19 protein-coding genes and 1 pseudogene are annotated in these 23633 nt (G+C 60.8%); 6 read left to right on the top strand and 14 right to left on the bottom strand.

All coding sequences use genetic code 11. The features are described 5' to 3' along the window. Positions 1 to 91 precede the first annotated feature (91 nt). From P3T24_RS18335 to P3T24_RS18315, 5 genes are all read right to left on the bottom strand, one after another. Entirely contained in the window at positions 92 to 1399 is a 1308-nt protein-coding gene (locus P3T24_RS18335; protein ID WP_429436630.1) for a solute carrier family 23 protein, read from the bottom strand. Positions 1400 to 1625: 226 nt separating this feature from the next. Continuing rightward, positions 1626 to 3176, bottom strand: coding sequence for a methyl-accepting chemotaxis protein (locus tag P3T24_RS18330; protein ID WP_429286692.1), 1551 nt, complete (start codon positions 3174 to 3176; stop codon positions 1626 to 1628). A gap of 287 nt (positions 3177 to 3463) precedes the next feature. Next, positions 3464 to 3634, bottom strand: coding sequence for a hypothetical protein (locus tag P3T24_RS18325; protein WP_429436627.1), 171 nt, complete (start codon positions 3632 to 3634; stop codon positions 3464 to 3466). A gap of 16 nt (positions 3635 to 3650) precedes the next feature. After that, entirely contained in the window at positions 3651 to 4265 is a 615-nt protein-coding gene (locus P3T24_RS18320) for a DUF2239 family protein (protein WP_429436624.1), read from the bottom strand. Between the two features lie 139 nt (positions 4266 to 4404). Continuing rightward, positions 4405 to 5916, bottom strand: coding sequence for a sensor domain-containing diguanylate cyclase (locus P3T24_RS18315; RefSeq protein WP_429436622.1), 1512 nt, complete (start codon positions 5914 to 5916; stop codon positions 4405 to 4407). A gap of 388 nt (positions 5917 to 6304) precedes the next feature. Between P3T24_RS18315 and P3T24_RS18310 the strand changes: the two genes are divergently transcribed. After that, the gene (locus P3T24_RS18310; RefSeq protein WP_429436619.1) at positions 6305 to 7708 is read left to right on the top strand and encodes a GGDEF domain-containing protein; all 1404 of its coding nucleotides are present in this window, start codon (positions 6305 to 6307) and stop codon (positions 7706 to 7708) included. Between the two features lie 119 nt (positions 7709 to 7827). Here P3T24_RS18310 and P3T24_RS18305 read toward each other — a convergent pair whose 3' ends face one another. The 4 genes from P3T24_RS18305 to P3T24_RS18290 form a co-directional block, all read right to left on the bottom strand. Continuing rightward, complete coding sequence (locus tag P3T24_RS18305) at positions 7828 to 8544, bottom strand: NAD-dependent epimerase/dehydratase family protein (RefSeq protein WP_429436946.1); 717 nt, start codon at positions 8542 to 8544, stop codon at positions 7828 to 7830. Between the two features lie 17 nt (positions 8545 to 8561). After that, entirely contained in the window at positions 8562 to 9425 is an 864-nt protein-coding gene (locus tag P3T24_RS18300) for an SDR family NAD(P)-dependent oxidoreductase (protein ID WP_429436616.1), read from the bottom strand. A gap of 58 nt (positions 9426 to 9483) precedes the next feature. Then, on the bottom strand, positions 9484 to 10056 hold the full coding sequence (locus P3T24_RS18295) for a TetR/AcrR family transcriptional regulator (protein WP_074265910.1): 573 nt from the start codon (positions 10054 to 10056) through the stop codon (positions 9484 to 9486). A gap of 768 nt (positions 10057 to 10824) precedes the next feature. Continuing rightward, the gene (locus P3T24_RS18290; protein ID WP_429436614.1) at positions 10825 to 11124 is read right to left on the bottom strand and encodes a hypothetical protein; all 300 of its coding nucleotides are present in this window, start codon (positions 11122 to 11124) and stop codon (positions 10825 to 10827) included. Between P3T24_RS18290 and P3T24_RS18285 the strand changes: the two genes are divergently transcribed. After that, complete coding sequence (locus P3T24_RS18285; protein WP_429436611.1) at positions 11105 to 12772, top strand: hypothetical protein; 1668 nt, start codon at positions 11105 to 11107, stop codon at positions 12770 to 12772. The genes P3T24_RS18290 and P3T24_RS18285 overlap by 20 nt on opposite strands. On the opposite strand, the gene P3T24_RS18280 is transcribed toward P3T24_RS18285, so the two are convergent. Both P3T24_RS18280 and P3T24_RS18275 read right to left on the bottom strand, forming a co-directional pair. Then, positions 12750 to 13091 (bottom strand): DUF190 domain-containing protein, encoded by a 342-nt coding sequence (locus tag P3T24_RS18280; RefSeq protein WP_074263149.1) that lies wholly within the window; start codon positions 13089 to 13091, stop codon positions 12750 to 12752. The genes P3T24_RS18285 and P3T24_RS18280 overlap by 23 nt on opposite strands. Before the next feature lie 86 nt (positions 13092 to 13177). After that, positions 13178 to 13516: a DUF190 domain-containing protein gene (locus tag P3T24_RS18275; protein WP_074263148.1), complete on the bottom strand. Its 339-nt coding sequence runs from the start codon at positions 13514 to 13516 to the stop codon at positions 13178 to 13180. Between the two features lie 352 nt (positions 13517 to 13868). On the opposite strand from P3T24_RS18275, the gene P3T24_RS18270 reads away from it, so the two are divergent. Further along, a complete protein-coding gene (locus tag P3T24_RS18270) occupies positions 13869 to 14681 on the top strand; it encodes a mechanosensitive ion channel family protein (RefSeq protein WP_429436609.1) in 813 nt (270 codons plus the stop codon). A gap of 212 nt (positions 14682 to 14893) precedes the next feature. Continuing rightward, positions 14894 to 15340, top strand: coding sequence for an SRPBCC family protein (locus P3T24_RS18265; RefSeq protein WP_429436944.1), 447 nt, complete (start codon positions 14894 to 14896; stop codon positions 15338 to 15340). A 145-nt stretch (positions 15341 to 15485) separates the two neighbouring features. Here P3T24_RS18265 and ilvD read toward each other — a convergent pair whose 3' ends face one another. After that, positions 15486 to 17348, bottom strand: a complete 1863-nt coding sequence (gene ilvD / locus P3T24_RS18260; protein ID WP_429436607.1) for a dihydroxy-acid dehydratase — start codon at positions 17346 to 17348, stop codon at positions 15486 to 15488. 703 nt (positions 17349 to 18051) lie between these two features. On the opposite strand from ilvD, the gene P3T24_RS18255 reads away from it, so the two are divergent. Both P3T24_RS18255 and P3T24_RS18250 read left to right on the top strand, forming a co-directional pair. Continuing rightward, on the top strand, positions 18052 to 19416 hold the full coding sequence (locus P3T24_RS18255) for a tyrosine-type recombinase/integrase (RefSeq protein ID WP_429436604.1): 1365 nt from the start codon (positions 18052 to 18054) through the stop codon (positions 19414 to 19416). 72 nt (positions 19417 to 19488) lie between these two features. Then, positions 19489 to 20673: pseudogene (locus P3T24_RS18250) on the top strand (tyrosine-type recombinase/integrase); the annotation flags it as partial. Positions 20674 to 20994: 321 nt separating this feature from the next. On the opposite strand, the gene drmC reads toward P3T24_RS18250, so the two are convergent. Together drmC and drmB are read right to left on the bottom strand one after the other, a co-directional pair. Then, a complete protein-coding gene (gene drmC, locus P3T24_RS18245) occupies positions 20995 to 21756 on the bottom strand; it encodes a DISARM system phospholipase D-like protein DrmC (RefSeq protein ID WP_429436602.1) in 762 nt (253 codons plus the stop codon). 1 nt (position 21757) lies between these two features. Continuing rightward, positions 21758 to 23632 carry a DrmB family protein gene (gene drmB, locus P3T24_RS18240; protein WP_429436599.1) on the bottom strand — a complete coding sequence of 625 codons (1875 nt, stop codon included), beginning with the start codon at positions 23630 to 23632 and terminating at the stop codon, positions 21758 to 21760. Position 23633 lies beyond the last annotated feature (1 nt).

The following is a 23633-nucleotide window of genomic DNA, read 5'->3' as shown; positions in this document are numbered from 1 at the left end:
GCGCGCTCATGACTCGGTCAGTCGTCGGCTCGCTGATTGATCCACGCGCCTCCCGGGCGACGCACCTGGCTCTGACGCGGCTAGCGTGCGCTCACAGAGCCGGTTGCTGTGCGGGCTTGCGGCGCAGCAAAGCGTAAAGAATGATCGCGCCAAAGGTAGCAGTCCCAATGCCACCAAGCGCAAAACCGCCCAGCTTCAGCGAGAAGTCCCCTGCGCCCAGTACGAGCGTGACGGCCGCGACGATCAGATTGCGGTTGTCGGAGAAGTCCACCTTGTTGACCACCCAGATGCGCGCGCCTGTCACCGCAATCAGCCCGAACACCACAATCGACACGCCGCCCAGCACCGGTCCCGGAATCGTCTGGATCACCGCACCGAACTTCGGCGAAAAGCCGAGCACCAGCGCAATCAGCGCGGCGATCACGAACACCAGCGTCGAGTAGATTTTCGTCACGGCCATCACGCCGATGTTTTCCGCGTAGGTCGTGACACCCGTGCCGCCGGCGAAACCCGAGACGATGGTGGCGAGACCGTCGCCAATGAATGCGCGGCCTACGTAACGATCGAGATTCTGACCGGTCATCGCGCTTACGGCCTTGATGTGGCCGAGATTCTCTGCGACGAGGATCACCGCGATCGGCGCCAGCAAGGTCATTGCCTGCGCGTTGAAAACCGGTGCCGTGAAATGCGGCATGCCGAACCACGCGGCGTTGGCGACAATCGAGAAGTCGATCGGCTTGCCCATGCCGAGACCGTTCGTGACGATCGCGTAGATCACGTAGGCGGCCAGCAGGCCGACCAGGATCAGCAAGCGCTGCAGCATGCCGCGTGCAAACACGGCGACCGCCGCGACGCACAGCACGGTGACGAGCGCCATCCACGAATCGAAGTTGCTGCCGCTCACGCCCTTGACGGCGATCGGCGCGAGGTTCAACCCGATCACGCAGACAATCGCGCCCGTGACGAGCGGCGGCATCAGCGTCTCGATCCACTTCGTGCCGACCGCCGAAACGATCAGCCCGATGATCGCGTACACCACGCCGCACGCGACGATCCCGCCGAGCGCCACCGGGATGTTGCTGTTCAAACCGTGTCCACCGTAGCCGGTCACGGCGATCACGAGGCCGATGAAGGCAAAACTCGAGCCGAGATAGCTCGGCACACGGCCACCCACCACGACGAAAAACAGCAGTGTGCCGATCCCCGACATGAAGATGCACAGGTTCGGGTCGAAGCCCATCAGCAGCGGCGCGAGCACAGTCGACCCAAACATGGCGACGACGTGCTGGATGCCCATCGCCAACATCTGCGGCCAGGCGAGCCGTTCATCGGTGTTGACGACGCGGCCCTCAACGGCGCTCGGCTGAGTGCGCCAGCGGGGGAAGTAGGAATCGGCCATGGCGGGAGGTCTCCTCTATCGGCGTGGTTGGCGTCGGGCGGGTTGAATGCGGATGCGACTGTGATGCCCCTGGCAGAGCAGCCGCGTTTTTAGCAGGCACTTAGCGGATGCTTTGTTCAACGCGTTATCCGACGCATTTTTCGAATCAGGCGCGAGTGTACGGAGAGCGCATGGCCCTGGCAAGCGGAGTCGTGGACGCGCTGCGGCGAATTCAACGTCGCAACGGCTAGAGTTCGAACACGGCCACTGCAGTCTTCAGTTCGCGCGCCTGGTCTGCCATCGAAGCTGCGGCAGCCGCCGCCTGCTCGACCAGCGCGGCATTCTGCTGGGTAACCTCGTCCATCTGCGCGACGGCGCGGTTCACCTGTTCGATGCCCGTGCTCTGTTCGTGCGATGCAGCAGAGATTTCGCCCATGATGTCCGTCACGCGTTGCACGGCTTGCGTAACTTCGGCCATCGTCTGACCGGCCCGTTCGGCAAGTGCCGCGCCGCTGCCAACCCGCGTCGTCGAGGTCTCGATCAGTTCCTTGATCTCTTTTGCCGAGAGCGCGCTGCGCTGAGCAAGCGAACGCACTTCGCCCGCGACCACCGCGAAGCCGCGGCCCTGCTCGCCGGCGCGGGCCGCTTCGACGGCGGCATTGAGCGCCAGGATATTGGTCTGGAAAGCGATGCCTTCGATCACCGCGATGATGTCGGTCATGCGTTTCGAGCCTGCCGCCAGTTCACGCATCGTCTCGACCACGTCGCCTACCAGACCGCTGCCGCGCGCCGCCACCTCCGACGCGCCGTGCGCGACACCGCTCGCCTGCTGCGCGTTGTCGGCGTTCTGCCGTACGGTGGCAGTCAACTGCTCCATGCTGGAGGCGGTCTCTTCAAGCGATGCCGCCTGCTCTTCGGTGCGCTGCGAGAGATCGGTGTTGCCCTGGGCGATTTCGCCCGAGGCCAGCAGAATCGATTCGCTCGATTCGCTGATGCCCGCGACGATTCCAGCGAGCCGCTCGCGCATATTACGCAGTGCGAACAGCAGGCTACGGGTATCGTCTGCGTGTGTCTCGACACGCACGCTCAGATCGCCGGCAGCGATCCGGTTGGCGATCTGCGCGGCATAACCAGGTTCGCCGCCGAGTTGCCGGCCAAGGCGCCTCGCGATCAGCCACGCGAGCAGCATGCCGACCACCAGCGCTGCGAGCACCAGCGACGACAGCACAATGCGCATGTGCCGGTAGCTGGCGGCGGCCTCGGCCTGCGCATCGCTCGCTTGCTGACGACGATAGTCGATCACCTGGACGATGCTGTCGCGCAAGGCTTCGCTTGAGGCAATCGCGCGGCGCACCAGTTCGTTGTTGTCGACACCCGCTGGAATCGGCTCCTGGCCGATCTGCTGATGCACGATCTCTTCCCACACCGCCGACTTGCGCAGCACTTCGTCGAGCAGCGTCTGACCTTTGCTGGTCGACAACGTCGCCCGATAGCGGTCGTAGGCATCGTGCATGTTCTTGAGCGATTCGACGATATTGGCGTCCAGACGCTGACGTCCCGCTTCGTTTGCCGCATAACCCAGATTCGCTGCGGCGAGGTCCGCGTCGATCTTGTTGCGGTTCGCTTCTTCCATCCAGTAGAGACCGTCCATATGACGGCTGCCGATCTCCACAGTCAGGTCGTGCATGGACGACAAGGTCATCAAACCAGCGCCTCCCACCACCACGCAGAACCCGATCACGGCGGCAAACGACACCAGCAGGCTTTGCAACACCGTCATACGTTCAAACCACTTCATCCCTGTCTCCTCTGTAGAAAGTGCCGGGCCGCTACAACAACTCCTGTCCTCTTGAAGGACCCGGCGCGAAGCATCGGGTCTGAGGCGCTCATCTACTCCTGACCGGGCTTCGCGCCGCTGCGGCGTCGACGGTGCGCGCTATAACGCGTCAGCTTCTTTTACGGCGGAGCTAGCGGAGACTTGACCTGCTAATCATGGGAATAAGCAGGACAGGATGTTGAAAGGCTCATGCCGCAGAGCCTTATGGGGATTGGGATTTGTCTGATGTATCGGGGAGCGGCTGCTCGCTAGACTTGTTCTTGCTGCGTGATCCCATGACTTGCGCATGCGATGTTGTAACTCTCCGACTTGCCGCTCACGCCCCCCAGTGTGAGCGGTTTTTTTTCGCCCATCGATTCGACCAGGACGTTGTTGTCGGCCGCGACGGTTTGCGGCGATTCAGGTGCGGCATGCGACATGCAAACCGCCACGCGACTAGACGGCGCCGAATGCTCTTGATGCGAGTTTCGCAGCGTGCTCGAGTACGTCGCCTGGCCACTGCGCGATGGAGGCCGCGAAGCGGGCCGCGTCGGCGGCATAAAGCGCACGCGTCGCTTCCTCATAACCGGGCAGATTGCCGGCTAGCGCGGTCATGAAACGATAGGCCGCTTCCTGGGCACGACGCACGCGGTCCGTGTCTTCGCCTGATAGACGCGCGGCGTCCACAAGTTTGCGCAAGGCCACCGACGCTCCGCCAGGCCGGCTATTGAGCCAGTCCCAGTGACGCGGCAGCAGTGTCACCTCGCGCGCCACCACGCCTAGCTTCGGACGGCCACGGCCACGCGGTGCACTGGCATCGGACGGGTCAGCCGACTCGTCGCTCACGGGTGCGCCCGTCTCCTCGCGCGTCAATCGCTCGCGCACCTCATCTGCAGTACCACGCAAGTCGAACTCGACCGGCTGGCTCGTCACGTCGTCGAAAATCAGCACGGGCGCCTGCTCGCCGCGCTCGGTCACCTGCTTCACGGCGAGCGCGACATCCACCAAAGCGCCCGACGTGATGCGCCGAACGCCCTCGAAGGCCGTGCACGTTGTGGTTTGCTGGGTCATCACGAAAATCCTCATCACTCGATTTTCGTGAATTATATCCGGGTAAAATACAAATGCAATATCACCCGGGTAAAATTTTTGCCGTGGGTGGAGGCGAGGCTCATGCGATCCCGCGATCCCGTGATGCCGCGCCGCCCGGCTAGCGCCCCGGTTGCGTGACAGTCCCGGGACTGGGGGCCCGCTCCGCGACTGGGTACGAGAGGCTGCGATTGCGCCCCGCGTCCTTGGCCTCGTAAAGCGCGGTGTCCGAGGCGTTGACGAGCGCCCGGTAAGTGGCGAAGTGATGGCTCGCCGTACTGGCAATGCCAACGCTGATAGTCAGCACATGGTGCGCACTGGCGACGTGGCGCAACTCGAGTGCCTGTACGGCCGCGCGGATCTGCTCGGCTATCTGCGCGGCGCCGAGGTTGTCGGTATCGGGCAGCAGCACGCTGAATTCCTCGCCGCCGTAGCGCGCCGCGACATCGCCGGGGCGCCGCGCATTGCTGTCGATGCAGCGCGCCACTGCCACCAGCGCATCGTCGCCGGCCGAATGGCCGTACAGATCGTTGAAGCCCTTGAAGTTGTCGACGTCGATCAGGAGTATCGACAGCGGCCGTCCCGTGCGTTGCATCTGCAGCCAGGCACGCTCCGCTTGCTCCTCGAACGTGCGTCGGTTGTTCAGCCCGGTCAGCCCGTCGGTGCGAGCTAGCGCCCGCAACGTTTCCTCCGCTTCGAGACGGCGCCTCAATTGCTGCGAGAACAGGATCGCGAGCGCGATGATCGTCACATCGAGCGCGCCGATCAGACTGCCGATAATCCATGCCCTGCGCCGCCAACCGGCGTAGATATCGCGCGTGGAAATCGCGACGTCGAGCAGCAGCGGAAAACCGTCGATATGGCGGAATGCGTACCAGCGTTCGACGCCGTCGATCGCAGCAGTGCCGAAGAATTCGCCGCTGTCCTGTTTGGTAAAACGCGTGTAGTTCGGCGTGCCGGTCAGGTTGATGCCGATGATCTTCGGGTCGTACGGTCGACGCATCAGCATCGTGCCGTCGCTGAGCATCAGCGCCATTGAACCGCTGTTGCCAAGGTTCATCCCGGCGAAGAGCCGCTGAAAGTACTCGATCCGCAAGGTGCCCACCACCACGCCGGCAAAGCTGCCGTCCGGACGCGAGATCCGTCGGCTCAGTGCGATACGCAGGCCGTCGTGGGCAAGTCTGGATTCGAACGGCGGGCTGACGTAGAGACCGACGTTGGGCGAATTACGGTGGACGAAGAAGTAGCTGCGATCCGTAGAGTTGATGTGCCGCGGTGGAACGGACTGCGAATCAAGGATTGCGTTACCCGACTCGTCGAGGACCAGCATCGAGCCCATGTCCTTTGCGCTCGCGGCGCCGTCGAACAGGACCATCTGGCGCAGCGCAGGCGGCAAGGCCATCAAACCGGGCTGTTGCAGTCCGGCGATGACCGCGCGCAACGACAGGTCATACAGTTCGAGGTTACGCGCCACGTCGCGCTCGATTAGCAGCGAGACGTTCTGAGCTGAGTCCTGGGCGCGCCGCAACGCATCCTCGCGCATCTGCGCCAGCACCCAGATGGCGATCGCCAGGATCGCGCCGGCTAGCGCGAGGCTGATCGCAATCACGATATTCGGGCGGCGCGTCACCATGTCTCTCGTTGCTTCTAGCATGCGCGTTGGCTACGCGCGTTGTCTGGGTGTGACCGCCGCCGAAGTGACGAAAAACGCGGCTCGCACAATACGGCTTACGGCGGCGCATGCAATTTCTTGAAACGCTAGCGTAACAGAGGCCAGCGCCACATGGCCCAGCCATACTGCTGGTAAGTCGTCAGGGCAGTCCAGCGTTTATACGGAGTAAACCATCGTCGTTTTTGGCCGATATCAGGTATGTTCGGTTGTTTCCGGGTTCGCGTCGTTTTCTGCAGGGTGCTTATACTGCTCATTAAGCTGAAGAATAGCTGAGCGGCGGCCGTCCAGCGTACGCAAACTGGCAGCAGGTCCGTCATGGCAAGTTGTTCAGGCCTCCGGAGGATTACGTATGACAGCAAGCGTTGTGGCAGATGAGCCGTCCGCAACCGTACAGTGGGCGACCCGGATCTATCTGGGGCTGCTGATCGCAGGCTTTGCGCTGATCCCCGCCTACCTGATCGCGTACGTCTACGTCTTCCAGAATCCCGCGCTGTTCTTCGAAAACCACGTTTTCCACGAATTCGCCATTGCGGCCGCGACGCTCGAAGGACTGTTCGTCTCGTATGTCGCCTGGCGATGCTATCAGTCGTCCGGCGAGCCGCTACTGCGCTGGCTGACGCTCGGCTTTCTCGCCTTCGTGCTGATCTATGCCCTGCACGGTGCCTTCACCGGAATGGCACATCACAATATCTGGCTGTTCCTCCTGTACGGCCCGGCATCGCGGCTCGCGATGTCGGTGCTGCTGCTCGTCGCGTTGCTGACGTGGCATCAACCGCCGGACCCGGTGCACTTGCGCCGCGAGCCGGGCCGCTGGCTGAAGTGGGTCGTCCTGTTCGTGCTGATCGACGTCGCGGTGGGTGTGCTCGCTTATTCGCCGATCGCGGGCGAGCTGGCGGTGCGATTGTCGCTGGAAGGCGGCGCGCTCGTGTTCTCTGTTGTGAACCTGGCGGTCATGCTGGCGCGGCGCATCCGCTCACCGCTGATGAAAATCTTCGGCATTTCGGTGACGTCGTTTGCACTGTCCTCGCTCGCATTCATTCTGGCGCGCCCCTGGAATCATCTGTGGTGGCTCGCTCACGCCATTTTCGCCGCGGGCTTCTTCCTTCTCAGTTACGGGGTCGTGCAGGCGTTCCGGACAACGCGCTCGTTCGCAACCATCTACAGCCAGGAAGAGTTGATGGCGCGCATCGCGGAAGAAATGGAACGCACGGAGAATGCTCTGCAGGAGCTGAAGCGTACCAATCTGAAGCTCGAGCATCTGGCGGCTACCGATCCGCTGACCGGTGCAGCGAACCGGCGACAGTTCATTGGAATGGTCGAGGCTGAGATCGGTCGCGCGAAACGCGGCGGTGCGCCGTTCTCGCTTCTCGCGCTGGACCTCGATCACTTCAAGGCTATCAACGACTCGTACGGGCACCAGGTCGGCGACGAAATCCTGCGCGGCTTCGTCCAAAGGTGTCTCGAGGCGATCCGGCCGTACGACGGCGTCGCTCGGGTTGGCGGCGAGGAGTTTATGGTGCTGCTGCCCCAGGTGGTGTTGAGCGTCGGGCAGTCGATTGGTGAACGGATCCGTGAAGCGATCGCCAATGGTGTGTTTGGCGGCCAGTCCGGCAACGCGGTCGCCCTTACCGTGAGCATCGGTGTGTCGCAGTTCGGACGCGACGGCGACACGATCGACGAGATCCTGCGGGCTGCGGACGAGCGGCTTTATCGTGCGAAGCACCTGGGCCGCAACCGGGTGATTGGCGCTTAGGCGCGACGTTCGGTGCGGGTGCGGGCCGCAAGCCGCGCCCCGTGGACTGCGGGCTGCGGGCTGCGGGCTGCGGGCTGCGGGCTGCGGGCTGCGGGCTGCGGGCTGCGGGCTGCGGGAAATTATCCCGCGTGCGGCTTGAGCGGCGGTGCGTCGCCCGGACCGCCGGGTGTGCGGCACAGCGCGCCTATCTCAGCCGGTCCCAGCACCGCCCGGTCCGGCACGCCACGTCGCGCCAGTGCCAACATCGCAAGCCCCATCTCTTCGGTGGTGACGATCTGCTTCGGCGCGAGGACGCGCATCAGCGCCATCACCGGCTTCAAGGCCGGATAAATCAGCCGGTACATGCGCGTCTTCGACTGGATCCCGTGCAGCGGCTCGATCACACCCGGCCGAAACAGATACACCGCCCGGAACGGCAGCGACTTCAGCGCGTTCTCCGTCTTGCCCTTCACACGCGCCCACATGCTGCGGCCCTGCTCACTACTATCGGTACCGCTACCGGAGACGTAGATGAAAGTCATCTGCGGATTCAGACGCGCCAGCGTGCGTGCGGCTGCGAGAGTCAAGTCGTAGGTGAGACGTGCGTAGTCGGCTTCCTTCATGCCGAACGACGACACGCCAAGACAAAAGAAACACGCATCGAAGCCCTGCAGCGAGGCCTCAATCGTGCGGTAGTCCATCATGTCCGGGTGGACGATCTCGGTGAGACGCGGGTCCAGTTGGCCGGTGGGCGAACGCCCCACCGTCTGAACCGACTCGACGTCCTGGGCACGCAGGCATTCGCGCAGCACGCCCTGCCCCACCATCCCGGTTGCACCAAACAGCAAGACTCTCATAGCCATGTTCCCTGTCTTCAGGATTTCGGGAAGTTGGGCAGCGTCGCGGGCGCAGCATAGTCAGTCGCGACGCTCACCTCGCGCCACGCTTCGCCACTGGCTGCGCGCGCTTTTTCCGCTTCGCCCGCGTAGTGAAGCGCGTCACTGCCGAGCAGCAGATGCACCGGCGGCTGATCGTGATAGGCCAGCTTGAGCACGACCTGCGCCACTTTCTTCGGATCGCTTGTCTCGTTGCCGACGTGTTGTTTCAGCAGCCCGACGATCGCGCCAACAGAAGGAGCATAGTCCTCCAGGAGTTCGGGTAGCGCGCTGCTTGCTTCGTTGCCCCACCCGGTCTTCATGCCGCCCGGCTCGAGCGCTGTGAGCTTGATGCCGATAGGCGCCAGCTCCTGGCTCACCACTTCGGTGAAACCGCCGACGGCCCATTTCGCCGACTGATAAGCCGCGAGCCCCGGCATGCCGAGACGACCGCCCACCGAGGAAATCTGGATGATGTGGCCACTGCGCTGCTTGCGCAGGGTGGGGATGGCCGCGCGCGTCACGTTGACCACGCCGTAGAAGTTGGTATCGATCTGCGCACGAAAATCCTCCTCGCTCGCCTGTTCGAACGGCGACAGATGTCCGAAGCCCGCATTGTTGACAACCACGTCGAGCCGTCCGAACGCGTCGAGCGTCGCTTGCACGGCTGCACGCGCGGCGGCCGCATCCGTGACATCGAGTGCGACCGCCCGCACCTGGTCGCCATACTGCGCGACCAGATCGTCGAGCTGACGCGGATCGCGCGCCGTCGCAACGACGCTCTCTCCCGCCGCCAATGCCGCTTCGACAATATCGCGCCCGAGTCCGCGTGCGCTACCGGTAACCAGCCAGACTTTTGCCATGATGTACTCCTTCCGATTAGATGAGCATGTAATCACTCATTAACTGCATAAAAAAATGTCACTTCTTGGCGATGGCGTTCCAGAACGCCTCCAGGCCTGCTTCGCGATACCGCTCCGCGTGAGCAGGATCGCGTTCGATGAACTCCATCGTGGTCTCCGCTAGCGAACCCATGATCGCCGCCACGAAGGCCGGCGGCTGATCCCGCAAAACCCCGCTGGCGATGCTCGCCTCCAGCATCTCGTTGATGTCCGCGAACGGGCGCATGCCCGCGGCCCGTGTCTGCTCGCTCAGACGGTCGGACACGGACAGTTGCGCGATAGTCCGCCGCTTGTCGGGGAAGGCGACACCCCAGTTCACGTATTGCAGCCACGCATAGCGGGCGCGCTTCTCGATGCTTCCCGTCCTCGGGTAGGCGCCCATCATTGCTTCTCCCATGCCTGCCTTGATGTCGAGGTACAGCTCGTTCAGCAGAACGTCCTTGCTTTCGAAATAAGTGAAGAGCGTGCCTTCTGCCACCCCCGCGACTTTGGCAATCCGCGCGGTCGGGGCGCCGAGCCCCTGTTCGGCGATCACCTGGGTCGCAGCAGCAAGAATGGCGTTGCGTTTGTCTTCGCTTTTCGGACGGGCCATGCGGAAATGATCGGGCTTCATAAATGAGTGAACACTCAATCATAAACATGAGGAGCGACTTTTTCAAGAAAAATGTGAAGCTGGCGCGAGTCTCTTTTTCACTAGCCAAAAGCGGCCATAACCTGACAGTTTCAAATCGACTGAAAGAGAGTTGAAATATGATGAAAATACCACTCGTGAACCCGGCATTATATTTAGGTATCCGACATAAAAAGTGGCGCACTAGTTTTCTCTCAAAACATCTCTAATAGCGGAGGATATGAATAGCGCTTGACCCTTTATTCACGGCCTTAGTGCATTTTTAGCCCCATAAATCGGGCATTGTTCATACGTTACAGCTCGTTACGTATTTTTTGCAGACCTAAAAAAATCAATTCGGTAGGATTCACTTCGCGAAAGACGAGCCGTTAACACATCGGTAAGTTCGAGTATGTGGTCTACCGCGCAATTGAGTTGATAGTTACCTTACTTTGCACAGCGGTTTCAGCCTAGCAGCGCAAACGTTTGGCTACACGCCAGATGCGTCCGCGACGACATCCGGTGCTACTTCGATCGTTCATACGAATGCCACGCCGGCGCACGTATGACGCGCTAACTGTCGGTCCCCCACGTCTCGAACCCCGATATCTGCGGGCAGCGGTCGGACGAGGTTCAGCCTCGACATCGCGTGCCTGACGTCAAACCCGAATTGGATCCACGAAGCGCCTCGCACGACGCGAAACGCCCGATGGATCAGTATTCCTAAATTTTTGCCTCACAGATGAAATCTCATTCGTTATTGCTCTCCTCATTGCTACTGGTACTCGCAGGCTGCGGCGGCGGTGGCGGATCCGGCAGCGGATCCAGCGGCACGAGTGCCACCGTCAACAATAACGGCACCAGCACAAGCACAAGCAACGGCACCAGCTCCAGCGGCACCGCCAGCACCTCGCTGACCGCCAACACCAGCGCGGGCGAAACAATGTCCTGCCAATCGCCGACCAGTTCGAGCACAGCAGCAAGTAGCGCCCTGATTTCCGCCGATACGCCGAGCGCCGACGCCACCCGTATGTTTGCGTCGGGTAGCACGTTCCAGCTTGCCTTCACCACCAACGCACCGTCCGCGGACAAAGTGAACTGGGCGGTCAGCGACCAGCTGGGCAACGTCGCAGCGAGCGGCAGCTTTGCCGTCGCGAGCGGACCGGTCACCACCACGCTCAACTGCACCTCGACGCTCGCCGGCTATTTTGCGGCTTCCGCGACGCTAGCCGCGAACGGCGGCCAGCTGCCTTCAGAGGGCACGCGTCCCACCGGTATCGCCTCGTTCGGTGTCCTTCCCAATCTGTCCGGCACAGTCCCCGCGGTGACCTATGCGTCACAGGACGAGCATCGCTTCGGCATGCAGGGTGAGAACGACAACGGGCCGTTGCTGGCCGACCTCGGCATTTCGTCGACGATCGACAGCCGCCAGCTCTCGACGATGGAGCCAAACGCGGCAAACACGTTCAACCCGGCCGCGAATAACCTCGACCCGTTCTATACGTCGGGCAAGGTAATGCGCCTGATCCGTCTGGACGGCATTCCGGCCTGGGCAAGCCCGACCGGTGCGTTCGAGGACGACACCAACCCGCCGACCAGCCTCTCGTACTATCAAAACTACATGAGCCGCGTGGGTACGGAGTCCAATACGATTCGCACTACGTATTTCCCCACCCAGTCGAACAACTACTACCAGGTGACGTGGGAACCGAACTCGTTATGGAACGACACCGACGCCAATTTCGTCGCGCTGTATCAATCGGTGTATCAGGGCATTCACTCCACCGACCCGCATGCGGTGGTGATGGGGCCGACCGACGCGTTCCCGTCGCTTACGACCACGCGCCTACAGCGCATCGCGTCGCTTGGCTTCGGCAACTATATCGACGGCATCTCGACCCACGGCTACTACGATGCGGGCACCTCGCCCTCGCATCCGCCGGAGCGCCTTGCAACGGACCCGACGCCTGCGAACGCCGCCAACGCGCTGATGAACGAGATTCGCGCGCTGCGCACGGAGATGGCAACGGACTATAAGCCCGGCATGAAGCTGTTCCAGACCGAAGTCGGCATCAGCTATGACCTTGGGTCGTCGTACGGCCCGAACTACCCGACCGCCAACGTCCTGTTCGCGCAAGCGGCGGTGGTTGCCCGCACACACATCATCATGCTGGGTGAAGGCGTCGATCAGACCTACGTGTTCTATGGCGCGGACTACCCGAATGAGGTGGGCTACGGCACGTTCTTCGATCTCGCCGACGCGCAAGGCGCGTTCGGCGCCACCAACATCAGCCCGAAGCCGGCCGCAATGGCAGTGAGCGCGCTGACGCACGTTCTGGACGGCACCAACACACTGGGGCCAGTGAACGGCACACCATCCGGTGTCTACGCGTACTCCTTCCAGCAACTCGGCAACGGTGCAGTGATCACGGCGCTCTGGACTCACAACAACAACGTGTGGAGCGCGAGCAGCGGATTCAGCTCGACGTATAGCGTGCCTTACAGCCTCACCGTGGATGCGCCAGGGACCAGCGGCAATGTGAAGGTCATCGACATGATGGGCAATCCGCTGACGATGAGCTACACCAACGGCACGTTGACGCTGAATCTGACCGAAGCGCCGGTGTATGTGGTGTCGAACAATGCGACGGTCGCCAAGGCGAATGTCACGACGCCTACGGGGTATGTTGCGAACTGAGCGGGTCGCCCGCGATGATGTCGAATTCGACCGGGAAGCGCACGTAGAACACGTGCACCCGCTCGGCCCGCACGAGATCGAGCAGTTTCCCGGCTTCCTCTTCGGTTACGGCGAGAATGATCTGGAGCGGCTGATCGGTAAGCCGAAGCACGTGCGCAGCGTGACGTGCTCCGGCATGGCCGATGCCCTCCGAACAACTAATGACGGTTGCACCGCAGATGCCCAGTTCGCGGACCTGATGCAGCAGCCATTCGCACACGGTCTGATGGCCGTGTTTGCGGTTCTTCTCTGTGTAGAACGTCAGTTGATAGCCGTTCATGATGCTGCCACGTCATCAAGTTCGTTAAGCGCGTTGCACAATCGCGGCTTACGCACGGCAGCCGCTAGCAGGCACAACCAGATCCGTCATTCGCGCCCTTCTGCCTCACTCACCCCAAGCACTTCGTATTCGACCGGACAGCGCGTGTAGAAGAGTCGCACACCGCCTTCCCGCAGACGCTCGAGCAGCGCATCGATACGTCCATCATCCGAGGCCACCGTGACGACCACCGGCTGGTCGATCAGCTCGAAGAACCCCGCCGCATGATACTTGCCGCGCACATCGACGCTCTCGCTCACATCGATCACCGTCGCACCGATGATGCCGGCCCGCGTCGTTTGATCGAGTATCCACCTTGCGACCGTCATATGACCTTTGCGACGACTCTGGTTGTCCGCAAACACGGTCAATTGACTGCCTTTCATAGGGATCTCCGCACGCACCGAAGTGACGTCTTAAGCATAGGAAATTGTGCGGCACTATGCATTGGACGCATTGATCGCGATGCAGGCTATCGAAGCAGCTCTGTGCATTGAATGAGTCACTCAGAAAGACTGCCCTTCTCGGGCGGACCGGTCAACCCGACACGCAATGCTTACCGCGCGGTAGAGCTGACCATAAGATTCCGCTGTTTCCCGCACAAGATGGCATAACGCGTGCGATGCGTGGCGTGGCGTGGCGTGGCGTGAATACAGGATCGCGCTCCTTAGGCGGGAACATATTCGCCTGAAGCGCGTCAGGGTATATATCCCCCTGCGAAAAGAGCGAGATCGAGCGATGGACGATTTCCTGACAAGACTCCTGCATTTCCAGCCGTCACTGATCGTGACGGTCGCACACGACATGCTTCACCTGGTCGTTGCCGCACTGATCATCGCCGTCGGCTGGTGGCTTTCGAACCGGATCGGCACGATGTTCGCCAAGGCCTTTGCGCACACTCGGGCAGATCCCACCCTTGGCCCCATGCTCAAGGCAATGGGAACGTGGGCGGTGCGGGTGGTGGTATTTATCGCGGCGTTGAGCGAGGTAGGCATTGCGACCGCGAGCGTGCTGGCGGTACTCGGCGCCGCCGGCCTCGCAATCGGGCTGGCGCTGCAGGGCACGCTGCAGAACATTGCCGCGGGCATCATGCTGCTGATGCTGCGGCCATTCCGTGCCGGTGACGTGATCGAAGGCAGTGGAGCCGCAGCCGGCATCGTGCGGGAGGTTGGACTCTTCACCACACGCATCGAACGTAGCGACGGCAATGCCGTGTTCGTGCCGAACAGCACGATCTGGAGTAACCCTGTCATCAACTACAGCAGCGGCGGCACGCAGCGTATTGAAGTGGATGTGGACCTGGCGCAGCGCAAGGATGTCGATGCGGCGATTGGCGAACTGAAAAAACTGGTGGCGGACGAACCGCGCGTGTTGAGCGGGACGACGCTTGCCCCGGTTGTTACGGTGGCGAGCTATCCCAAGTCGGGCGGCGCAAAGCTCAGGATCGCGGCGTGGGTGCGTAGTCCGGATGCACCGCTTGCCAGCGACGATCTGCGCAGCCATGCCCGCACGGCGCTCATGGAGGCTGGATGCGCGGTTGCGGCGCAGTGAATCGCGTCGACGTGTCGTTTGGTGCCTGGAGACGTTGAACCAGGCCGCCCTTTCGTAACCTAGAAAAAATACCTCAAATCCCTATTGTTGCTGGTTTTCAGCGTCCCGATCAATATTCCGTGTACCTTAAATGGATCGCGCATGTCGATTCCACGACGCTTCACGCGTCGTATAGGATCGGAGGGGTCCTCCCTCCATTTCCGGAGCCAATGATGCCTAACCAGACCGTCCGTCTTCACCGCGTGATCCGTGCCACGTCCGAGCGTATCTACCGTGCGTTCCTGGACGCAGATGCCCTGGCCAAGTGGCTTCCACCGAATGGATTTACCTGCAAGGTTCATCAACTGGATGCCAGGGAGGGCGGCAGCTACCATGCGTCGTTCACGAATTTCACGACGGGTGACAGCCATTCTTTCGGCGGAGAGTATCTCGAACTGGTGCCGCACGAACGCATTCGATACACCGGCAGATTCGATGATCCAAACTTGCCGGGCGTGATGCAGACAACGGCGTCCCTACGGCCCGTGATGGTCGGAACCGAACTGAACGTGATCCAGGAAGGGATACCCGAAGTGATTCCTGCTGAAGCCTGCTATCTCGGATGGCAAGAGTCGCTTACGTTGCTGATCATGCTGGTGGAAGCTGAGATTCGGCAGTGAAGGCGAGCGGAGCGAACGGACTGTTCGCGTAGCGCCGATGGCGGCCCAAAGATAAACGATGGATAGGCCGTACTCGGCCTATCCATCGCTTTGCCCCGATCGCTTTACCTGATCGTGTTGTGACTAACGACAGGGCCTATGCGTATCACTTGCGCTTGAGTTGCGAGATGTCCCGCACCGCGCCGCGATCGGCCGAGGTCGCCAGCGCGGCGTAGGCCCGCAACGCTTGCGATACCACGCGTTCACGATTCGCCGGCAGCCAGGCCTGAGCGCCACGTGCCTCCATGGCTGCGCGACGGCGTGCGAGTTCCTCGTTCGACACAGCCAGGTGCATCTTGCGATTGGGGATGTCGATCTCGATTACATCGCCCTCTTCCACCAGACCGATCGTGCCGCCTTCAGCTGCTTCCGGCGACGCGTGACCGATCACCAGCCCGGACGAACCGCCCGAGAAACGGCCGTCCGTAAACAGCGCGCAGCTCTTGCCCAGCCCCTTGGATTTCAAATAGGACGTGGGGTAAAGCATTTCCTGCATGCCGGGACCGCCCTTAGGACCTTCATAGCGGATCACGACCACATCGCCCGCGACAACCTTGTCGCCGAGAATGGCTTCGACGGCATCGTCCTGGCTCTCGAAGACGCGCGCGCGGCCGGAGAACACCCATTGAGATTCGTCGACGCCCGCGGTCTTGACGATGCAGCCCTTCTCCGCGAGGTTGCCGTATAGCACTGCGAGACCGCCGTCTTTCGAATATGCGTTCTGCTTGCTGCGGATACAGCCGGTCTTGCGATCGGTATCCAGCGAAGTAAAGGTGGCTTCCTGGCTGAACGCGACGGTGGTCGGAATGCCACCCGGGGCCGCGCGGAAAAGCTTCTGTGCTTCTTCGCCCGCGCCACCCGCGACGTCCCATTTGGCGATCGCATTGCCCAGCGTGCCGCTATGCACGTTGCCGCACGACAGGTCCAGCAGTTCCGCACGCGCGAGTTCGCCAAGAATGCCGGGAATGCCGCCGGCACGATGCACGTCTTCGATATGGAATTTGTCGGTGGCGGGCGCTACCTTGCACAGACACGGCACTTTGCGCGAGATGCGATCGATATCGGACATCGTGAAATCGACGCCACCTTCCTGCGCGGCTGCCAGCAGATGCAGCACGGTATTGGTCGAACCGCCCATAGCGACGTCGAGCGCCATGGCATTCTCGAACGCCTGCTTGCTGGCGATGCTGCGCGGCAGAACCGAAGCGTCGTCTTCCTGATAGTAGCGACGGCACAGGTCCACCACCAGGCGGCCGGCCTGCTCGAACAGACCCTTACGCCATGCATGCGTGGCCACGATCGTACCGTTGCCGGGCAACGCCAGACCGATGGCTTCGGTCAGGCAATTCATCGAATTCGCGGTGAACATGCCCGAGCACGAGCCGCATGTCGGACAGGCGCTGCGTTCGATTTCCGCCACTTCCGCGTCGCTGACCCTGGAGTCTCCCGCCTTGATCATCGCGTCGATCAGGTCGATCTTGGCGATCACCTGGCCGTCCGTTGGCGACTTCACCTTGCCCGCTTCCATCGGACCGCCGGAGACAAACACGACGGGGATGTTCAGGCGCATGGCGGCCATCAACATGCCGGGAGTGATCTTGTCGCAATTGGAGATGCAGACCATGGCGTCGGCGCAATGCGCGTTGACCATATATTCGACCGAGTCGGCGATCAGTTCACGCGACGGCAACGAATACAGCATGCCGCCGTGGCCCATGGCGATGCCGTCGTCGACGGCGATGGTGTTGAATTCTTTAGCGACGCCGCCGGCTGCTTCGATTTCTTTTGCGACCAGTGCGCCGAGGTCGCGCAGGTGCACGTGGCCTGGGACGAACTGCGTGAAGGAGTTGACCACCGCGATGATCGGCTTGCCGAAGTCGCCGTCCTTCATGCCCGTGGCACGCCACAAGGCGCGGGCGCCGGCCATGTTGCGGCCGTGGGTCGAGGTTTTTGATCGATAGTCAGGCATGGTTGTGTTTGTTTTTGAGGACTGGGGTTATTGGAATTTGGGTTGGGGTGGTGCAAGCGAGGCGGAGGTGCGGGCGGTGGCTCGCGATGGCCTGCGCGGGTTTAAAGCGGGAATGTATGAATAGTGCGAGAGGAGCGGTGAGACGTCCAATATATTTTTGAGGTGAGATTAGGTCGTGGAGAGTATTAATTGACGGGAGAGGTGGGCAGTGTATCCGTGCATCGGTGTCCCACGAGTCGAGCCGCGCTACAGGGTGACCTGCTCAAATTGGCCCTTCCCTGAGAAATTGAACGGCGCCTTGAGCGCGGCTCCGCTCCTCATGCCTTCTAAGGCTATTGCGGCCACGGGCACGTCATAACGCTTCGCAACGAAATTCCTGTCGCTTTCTGCGGCAAACGCATCGTAAAGGATCGATGTCCTCACAGCGCCAGGTTGATCCGCGGATACCTTCCTCTGCGAAGCACCTGTAGCCCTTCGAATTTGGGAGGAGGAGGATCGAACTCCCGACCTTCGCATTGCGAATGCGAACAAGCCGACATTGATCGAGGTGGATTCAAACTTACTAAAGTCGACAATTCCATGAATTTAAACGAATTTTATTCAACTCACTTCCCATTGCTGTGGATCAAGATTCCTCCATTGGCGCATAATCGGGTTACATGGCGGTTACACGGAATCGCCGGCTTATGGGCAAGGAGGTTGGGTGGCGAAGGTCAACTTCACTGCGGCTCGTGTAGAGGCGCATCGCTGCGAAGAGGGTAAGTCGCAGTCATTTCTTTGGGACAGCAAGACTCCCGGGCTCGGCTTACGAGCCACACCTAGCGGAGCCAAGGCTTATATCTATCAAGGGAAGATCCATGGCTCGACGGTCCGGATGACGATCGGCGATCCGAGGAGTTGGACGATCGACAAGGCTCAGGAGCGCGCTCGCAGTCTCCAGACGCTTATCGACGGAGGAGTTGATCCGCGCGAGCGAGAGGCCGAGCAGAAGGCCGAACACGAAGCCCGCCAAGCAGCGAAGCGCCGTCAGGACGTGACTGTTGGCGAAGCGTGGGAGCATTACTTGGAGCATCTGAGAACGAAGATCTCCCCCAAAACGAAAAAGCCGCGGTCCGAGAGATACGTCATCGATCATATCAACCTGTCCTCGCCCGGCGGCGGTATCGCGAAACGCGGCGGCAAAGAAAAGGTGCGTGGGCCATTGGCCCCGCTTATGCCGCGGCGGTTGACCGAGATCACGGCGACGTCCATGTCCGAGTGGTTGGAGGCTGAGATACCCCGAGGACCGACAAATGCCGGTCATGCATTCGGTCTGTTCAAAGCGTTCATTCGATGGTGTGACAGTGACGAGGCATACGCGGGCATCATTCCCCACGACGCCTATTCGTCGCCGAAGGTCAAAGGCATTCTTCCCCGCAGCTCCGCAAAGGACGACTGCCTACAGCGGGAGCAGCTTTCTGTTTGGTTTAACGCCGTGCGTGGCATTGCGAATCCGGTCATAAGTGCGTACCTGCAAGGCCTCTTGATCACGGGAGCCCGCCGGGAGGAACTCGCCTCATTGCGCTGGGATGATGTGGACTTCCGATGGAGGAGCCTGACGATGAACGACAAGGTGGAAGGTACAGGTGGTCGAACTATTCCACTCACGCCGTACTTAGCGGGCCTACTGCGTCACCTTCAGCGTCTCAATGAGATGCCCCCAAATAGACGCCAAGCCGCTCGGCTCTCAGAAAGGGGGGAACGATGGGAGCCTTCCGAGTGGGTGTTCGCCAGCAAAACTGCGGCGGACGGCAAGATAGCTGAGCCGCGTCATGCGCACAATCGAGCGTTGACTCCGACGGGTTTGCCTCACCTTTCCCTGCATGGCCTCCGCCGCTCCTTTGGCACGCTTTCAGAGTGGGTCGAGGTTCCGGTCGGTGTCGTCGCTCAAATCCAAGGGCATAAGCCGTCCGCACTTGCTGAGAAGCACTATCGCCGCCGTCCTCTCGACCTGCTACGCGTATGGCACGACAAGATTGAGGCTTGGATGCTCGAGCAGGCACAGATTGAGTTCGGACCGTCAAAGTGATGGTCTGCGCACGAGTACATCGGCTGAACACCAGCCAAAGGGTTGGTGTTCAGCCATAAATCGAGGTTCATCATGCCTCTTACCGATCTGGAAGTTCGACGTGCAACGCCACGGGAAAAAACATACCGGATCTATGATGGTCGCGGTATGTATCTTGAAGTTGCGCCCACAGGCGGAAAATACTGGCGCTTAAAGTATCGATTCAATGCTCGCGAAAAAAGGCTGTCGTTGGGTGTTTATCCGGACGTAACACTCGCTCACGCCCGCAGGAAGCGAGACGAAGCGCGCGCCATGCTGGCAGATGGAATCGACCCAAGCCAAGCCAAAAAAGAAAAAAAGCGGCTAGCTCAATTGAGCGCAGCAAATACGTTCAAGGTCGTTGCACTGGAGTGGTTTGAGAGACAAGCGCCAGTCTGGACCGACAGTCACTCGGAAAAAATTATGGGACGCCTTATGAAGGATGCGTTTCCCGTCCTGGGGCCGCGCCCAATAGCGGAGATAACTGCGCCAGAAGTTCTCGAAGTGTTGCGCCGTGCCGAATTGCGCGGTGCAAACGACACTGCACATCGGCTCCATCAGACTTGTGGGCAGATCTTCCGATACGCGGTTGCAACCGGCCGCGCGATACGTGACGTGAGCGTTGATTTGCGGGGCGCTTTACGGCCGAATCAGCACACGCATTTTCCAGCGCTTACAGACCCGGGCGAAGTGGGCGAAATGTTGCGGGCATTTGATCGTTTTGCTGGTACGAGCGTTGTCCGAGCAGCGCTTCGGCTGGCGCCACTGCTGTTCGTGCGTCCTGGCGAGCTGCGACAGGCAGAATGGTCGCAGTTCGACCTGGATCGCCGTGAGTGGCGATACACCGTATCAAAGACAAAGACGGAGCATCTTGTCCCGTTGGCCACCCAGGCCATTGAAATACTAAGTGAGCTACATGCGCTTACTGGGCATTGGCGGTTCGTGTTTCCCGGACGCGATCGCAGAAAGCCGATGAGCGCGGCAGCAATTAACGCCGCGCTACAGCGGCTCGGATTTGACACAAAAAGCGAGATTACCGGTCACGGGTTCCGAGCCATGGCGCGAACAATTCTCCACGAGCGACTGCGATTTCCGGCGGAAGTGATCGAGCATCAGCTTGCTCATAGGGTGCCCGATATTCTCGGCGCCGCCTATAACCGCACCAAGTTCTTAGATGAGCGGGTGAAGATGATGCAGGCTTGGGCCGACTACCTGGATCGACTGAAGACGGGGGCCGACACGGCAACTCCGGACATACGCGACTTCAGAACAGGCAAAACAAGCCAAGCTGCCCAAGAGGGCGACAGCTGGTACCTGCTTAATGCATTAATCAACCAACCATTTCTGTGCGGAAACCCCGCGGAAACAACCTCGCGCCCAATATTCTACTTAGCTATCTCAAAGTTGCTGCGTCATTTAGCGCACGCGTTTGCCGTTGCCCATTATGCCGACCGCGTGAACGATGGCTCGAAAGCGAATCAACGCCATCTGTGACTCGTACCGAGGCGCTCCAAAGCAAAAAAGAGAGCAACCTACTTTTCGAATACAGCACTCCGAGATTCAAATCAAGGACACAACTCTCGTATTGACCAACGCATCCAAATGCTCGTGGAGCGCCTTTGGAACTCCGCCACCTGAGATCAACACTCCGCCCTCCATGTTCTGCTCCATCGCATGGCCCGTCAGGTTGGCGCTGGTGATGAAGCACACATCGCTGTCGGCAACCGCGACCTTGGCGTGAACCCGCCCATCTGCGAACGCGGCAGCTCGTTCACGCCAAGCATAGAGCTTCGCAGTCGGCACCAAAGTCCGCATCTTGCCGACGGCATCGAACGAAATGCTGCCGCCGTGATCCTGCGACAATTCGAGCAACATTGAGATGTTCACGCCGCGTGTGCTCGCTTCATTCAACGCCCTCACGATGGTCGAGACGTTGTACGCCACGAAGCTAGTGACGAATAAACTCTGCTTGGCCGCACCGATGACTTGCAACAGCGCTTGCTCGGTTCGGCGAGCGGAGACGAAGGGCGTCGTCGGTCCCGTCCACACGAGTTCTGTGCACTGATGTTTCGACACGTTCTCGAACGTATGGCTGGCTGCGAGCAGCATCGATGCCAGTTCGCTTGAACCGACCGACGTGGTCTTCCAAGCATCGACGAGCCGTTCGACGACGGTCTTGGCCGTGGTTGTACCGACGACGTCCGACAGGGCGATGTTCGCCTTCACGTCTCCGAACTTCCGAATCGCGCCTGCCAGCGCCCGCACCTTCTCCGGCGAAATGAGACAGACCACGGCTGTCACGGCCTCCAACAGTCTTTCCATGTCACAGCTCCGCGAAGAACGCGGCATCCGCTCGGTCAAGGGTCTGCACCAGCAGTGATCTGTCGAGGTAACGGTTACCCCGCTCACAGGAGGTTTCGGCGACCAAGCTACAGGCATGGCAGGCAGCCGCGTGCAGCGAGCGATCTTTGCCCGGATCGTGCTCCGAGCAAAGCGGATCAGACGAGCAGATTTTCGATCGGTTCAGCGCCTGCCGAAGCAGTCGACCGAGGTTCTCCGGCTTCCCGAGATCGACGAGGCCGCCCAACGTCCCGTCGGAATCGGCTGCTGCCGTGTAGATGAGAATGCCTGCCTGAGGATTCGCGCTCGAAACGTCGGCGTAGATGCGTTCGCGGATGCTCGCCGCGTTGTAGCCGCACTCCAGCGCCAGTTCGCGGATGAGCAGGTGCGAAAGCGAGTGGAGCATGACGTACCGGATGCCGGGGTAGCCCTCGTCAGGGTCGAGGCGGCGCGAATTGCGCCATCCGCGATGACCGTCCTCAAGCATCCGATCGACGTGTTCGACGCCTTTTTTGAGCGTCTCCCACTTCCGGAGCTCTTCTTCGTCGAACTGGATGAAGATGCCTTCGCCGTGAACCTGATTCGCAGGAACCCAATCCGGCTTGCGACGCGCAAGGCCCGCCATCCGCGGGCGCTCGTTCGGATCACTTGCTTCTTCGGGTGCCTCGACGCGAGTAAAGCCCAACAAGGCGTTGACCTCGCGAAGCCTTTCCAGCAACAGCACTCTGCGGACCTGCTTTTCGAAGCCGGGTGGCGTGGCAACCTTCTTGCTCATGAAGTGCGGGTAATCCGCCGGCGGATTGACCGCCGTCAACACCTCCCATTCAGGCCCCTTGATGTCGGGCTCGCCGACAACCTCCTGTCCGCCACCGTTGCGATGGGCTTCGATGGCCGACCAGATACCTGATACCGAATGTCTTTCGATACCCGGAAGACCGCCTGTAACCTTCAGCGTTTGCACCACGATCGGCACCATAGCCTCAGACGTGATCCCCTGAAAGACCGCCCAGCCGTCCTGAATCAACTGGCCGAGCGGGTCTTCAGCCTGCGGAATCGCAAGCGCCGATAGGGTAATAGGGAACCAACTGTTCGTCGAACCCAGCAGGACTGCCCGCGGCTCCTCATCACACTCCTCGTCGAAATGATCGAGGTGCGGATGCCTGCCTCGGCAGCTAGGCAGGTTTTCCTTCCCGGCTTTGCCAAAGGCTTGAGCAAGACTGCGTGAAACGCCTCGGCAATGCACGTTGTCACCGTCACATTGAACCCAAAGGTTCTCAGTCTGCAGTGAGGCGCCGCTCTCGAAAAACCGAAGTGACCCCTTGCAAGGGCTATTGCCGCCATGCACGAAGTAGCGCCAAGGAAAGTCGTCTAGATGGCCGTCACGGCAGGCCAGGAGAAAACGGGCTGGGACGGCGTCGGCATCCTTCGCGGGCTGATCGCCCTTGGAGCCACGGCATCCCTTATGGACGAAGCGGGTTCGCTCCGGTCGGAAGCGATTTTCCTTGATTTCGAATAGGCCGGCATCGAAGGGTGACAGCAGGCCACACTTCACGCAACGCATCCAGCGCGGGAATGGTCGAACGGGGACGCCGATGTTCGCCTCTGCCGACCATGGATCGACTAGCTCGCTCTTCTGAAATGGCGGCATGCGCAGGCTCTCGACTTGCGGTCCAAGAACCTTACGGACGGCGGCAAGCAGCCGCGGCTCCGGGATGGGCTGGCATCTGTCTTTCTCCCACTGGTCGATGCTCGACGTCACCACCGAAAGGCTCGGCAAATCGATCAGCGCGCCCGGCCCATATGTCCAGAGCAGTTGGCTAGGGCGAACTTCGCCGACGGGTGTTCTAATGTTAGTCATG

It is taken from the genome of Paraburkholderia sp. GAS33, assembly GCF_050436645.1.
Lineage (GTDB): Bacteria > Pseudomonadota > Gammaproteobacteria > Burkholderiales > Burkholderiaceae > Paraburkholderia > Paraburkholderia phenazinium_B.
The sequence above is the reverse complement of the archived record's forward strand: the minus strand, read 5'-3'. Positions and strand labels throughout refer to the sequence as shown.

Coding starts and splice junctions, on each gene's coding strand:
- P3T24_RS18335 (WP_429436630.1), bottom strand. CDS start 1,399: ATGGCCGATTCCTACTTCCCCCGCTGGCGCACTCAGCCGAGCGCCGTT.
- P3T24_RS18330 (WP_429286692.1), bottom strand. CDS start 3,176: ATGAAGTGGTTTGAACGTATGACGGTGTTGCAAAGCCTGCTGGTGTCG.
- P3T24_RS18325 (WP_429436627.1), bottom strand. CDS start 3,634: ATGTCGCATGCCGCACCTGAATCGCCGCAAACCGTCGCGGCCGACAAC.
- P3T24_RS18320 (WP_429436624.1), bottom strand. CDS start 4,265: ATGACCCAGCAAACCACAACGTGCACGGCCTTCGAGGGCGTTCGGCGC.
- P3T24_RS18315 (WP_429436622.1), bottom strand. CDS start 5,916: ATGGTGACGCGCCGCCCGAATATCGTGATTGCGATCAGCCTCGCGCTA.
- P3T24_RS18310 (WP_429436619.1), top strand. CDS start 6,305: ATGACAGCAAGCGTTGTGGCAGATGAGCCGTCCGCAACCGTACAGTGG.
- P3T24_RS18305 (WP_429436946.1), bottom strand. CDS start 8,544: ATGAGAGTCTTGCTGTTTGGTGCAACCGGGATGGTGGGGCAGGGCGTG.
- P3T24_RS18300 (WP_429436616.1), bottom strand. CDS start 9,425: ATGGCAAAAGTCTGGCTGGTTACCGGTAGCGCACGCGGACTCGGGCGC.
- P3T24_RS18295 (WP_074265910.1), bottom strand. CDS start 10,056: ATGGCCCGTCCGAAAAGCGAAGACAAACGCAACGCCATTCTTGCTGCT.
- P3T24_RS18285 (WP_429436611.1), top strand. CDS start 11,105: ATGTTTGCGTCGGGTAGCACGTTCCAGCTTGCCTTCACCACCAACGCA.
- P3T24_RS18280 (WP_074263149.1), bottom strand. CDS start 13,091: ATGAACGGCTATCAACTGACGTTCTACACAGAGAAGAACCGCAAACAC.
- P3T24_RS18275 (WP_074263148.1), bottom strand. CDS start 13,516: ATGAAAGGCAGTCAATTGACCGTGTTTGCGGACAACCAGAGTCGTCGC.
- P3T24_RS18270 (WP_429436609.1), top strand. CDS start 13,869: ATGGACGATTTCCTGACAAGACTCCTGCATTTCCAGCCGTCACTGATC.
- P3T24_RS18265 (WP_429436944.1), top strand. CDS start 14,894: ATGCCTAACCAGACCGTCCGTCTTCACCGCGTGATCCGTGCCACGTCC.
- ilvD (WP_429436607.1), bottom strand. CDS start 17,348: ATGCCTGACTATCGATCAAAAACCTCGACCCACGGCCGCAACATGGCC.
- drmC (WP_429436602.1), bottom strand. CDS start 21,756: ATGGAAAGACTGTTGGAGGCCGTGACAGCCGTGGTCTGTCTCATTTCG.
- drmB (WP_429436599.1), bottom strand. CDS start 23,632: ATGACTAACATTAGAACACCCGTCGGCGAAGTTCGCCCTAGCCAACTG.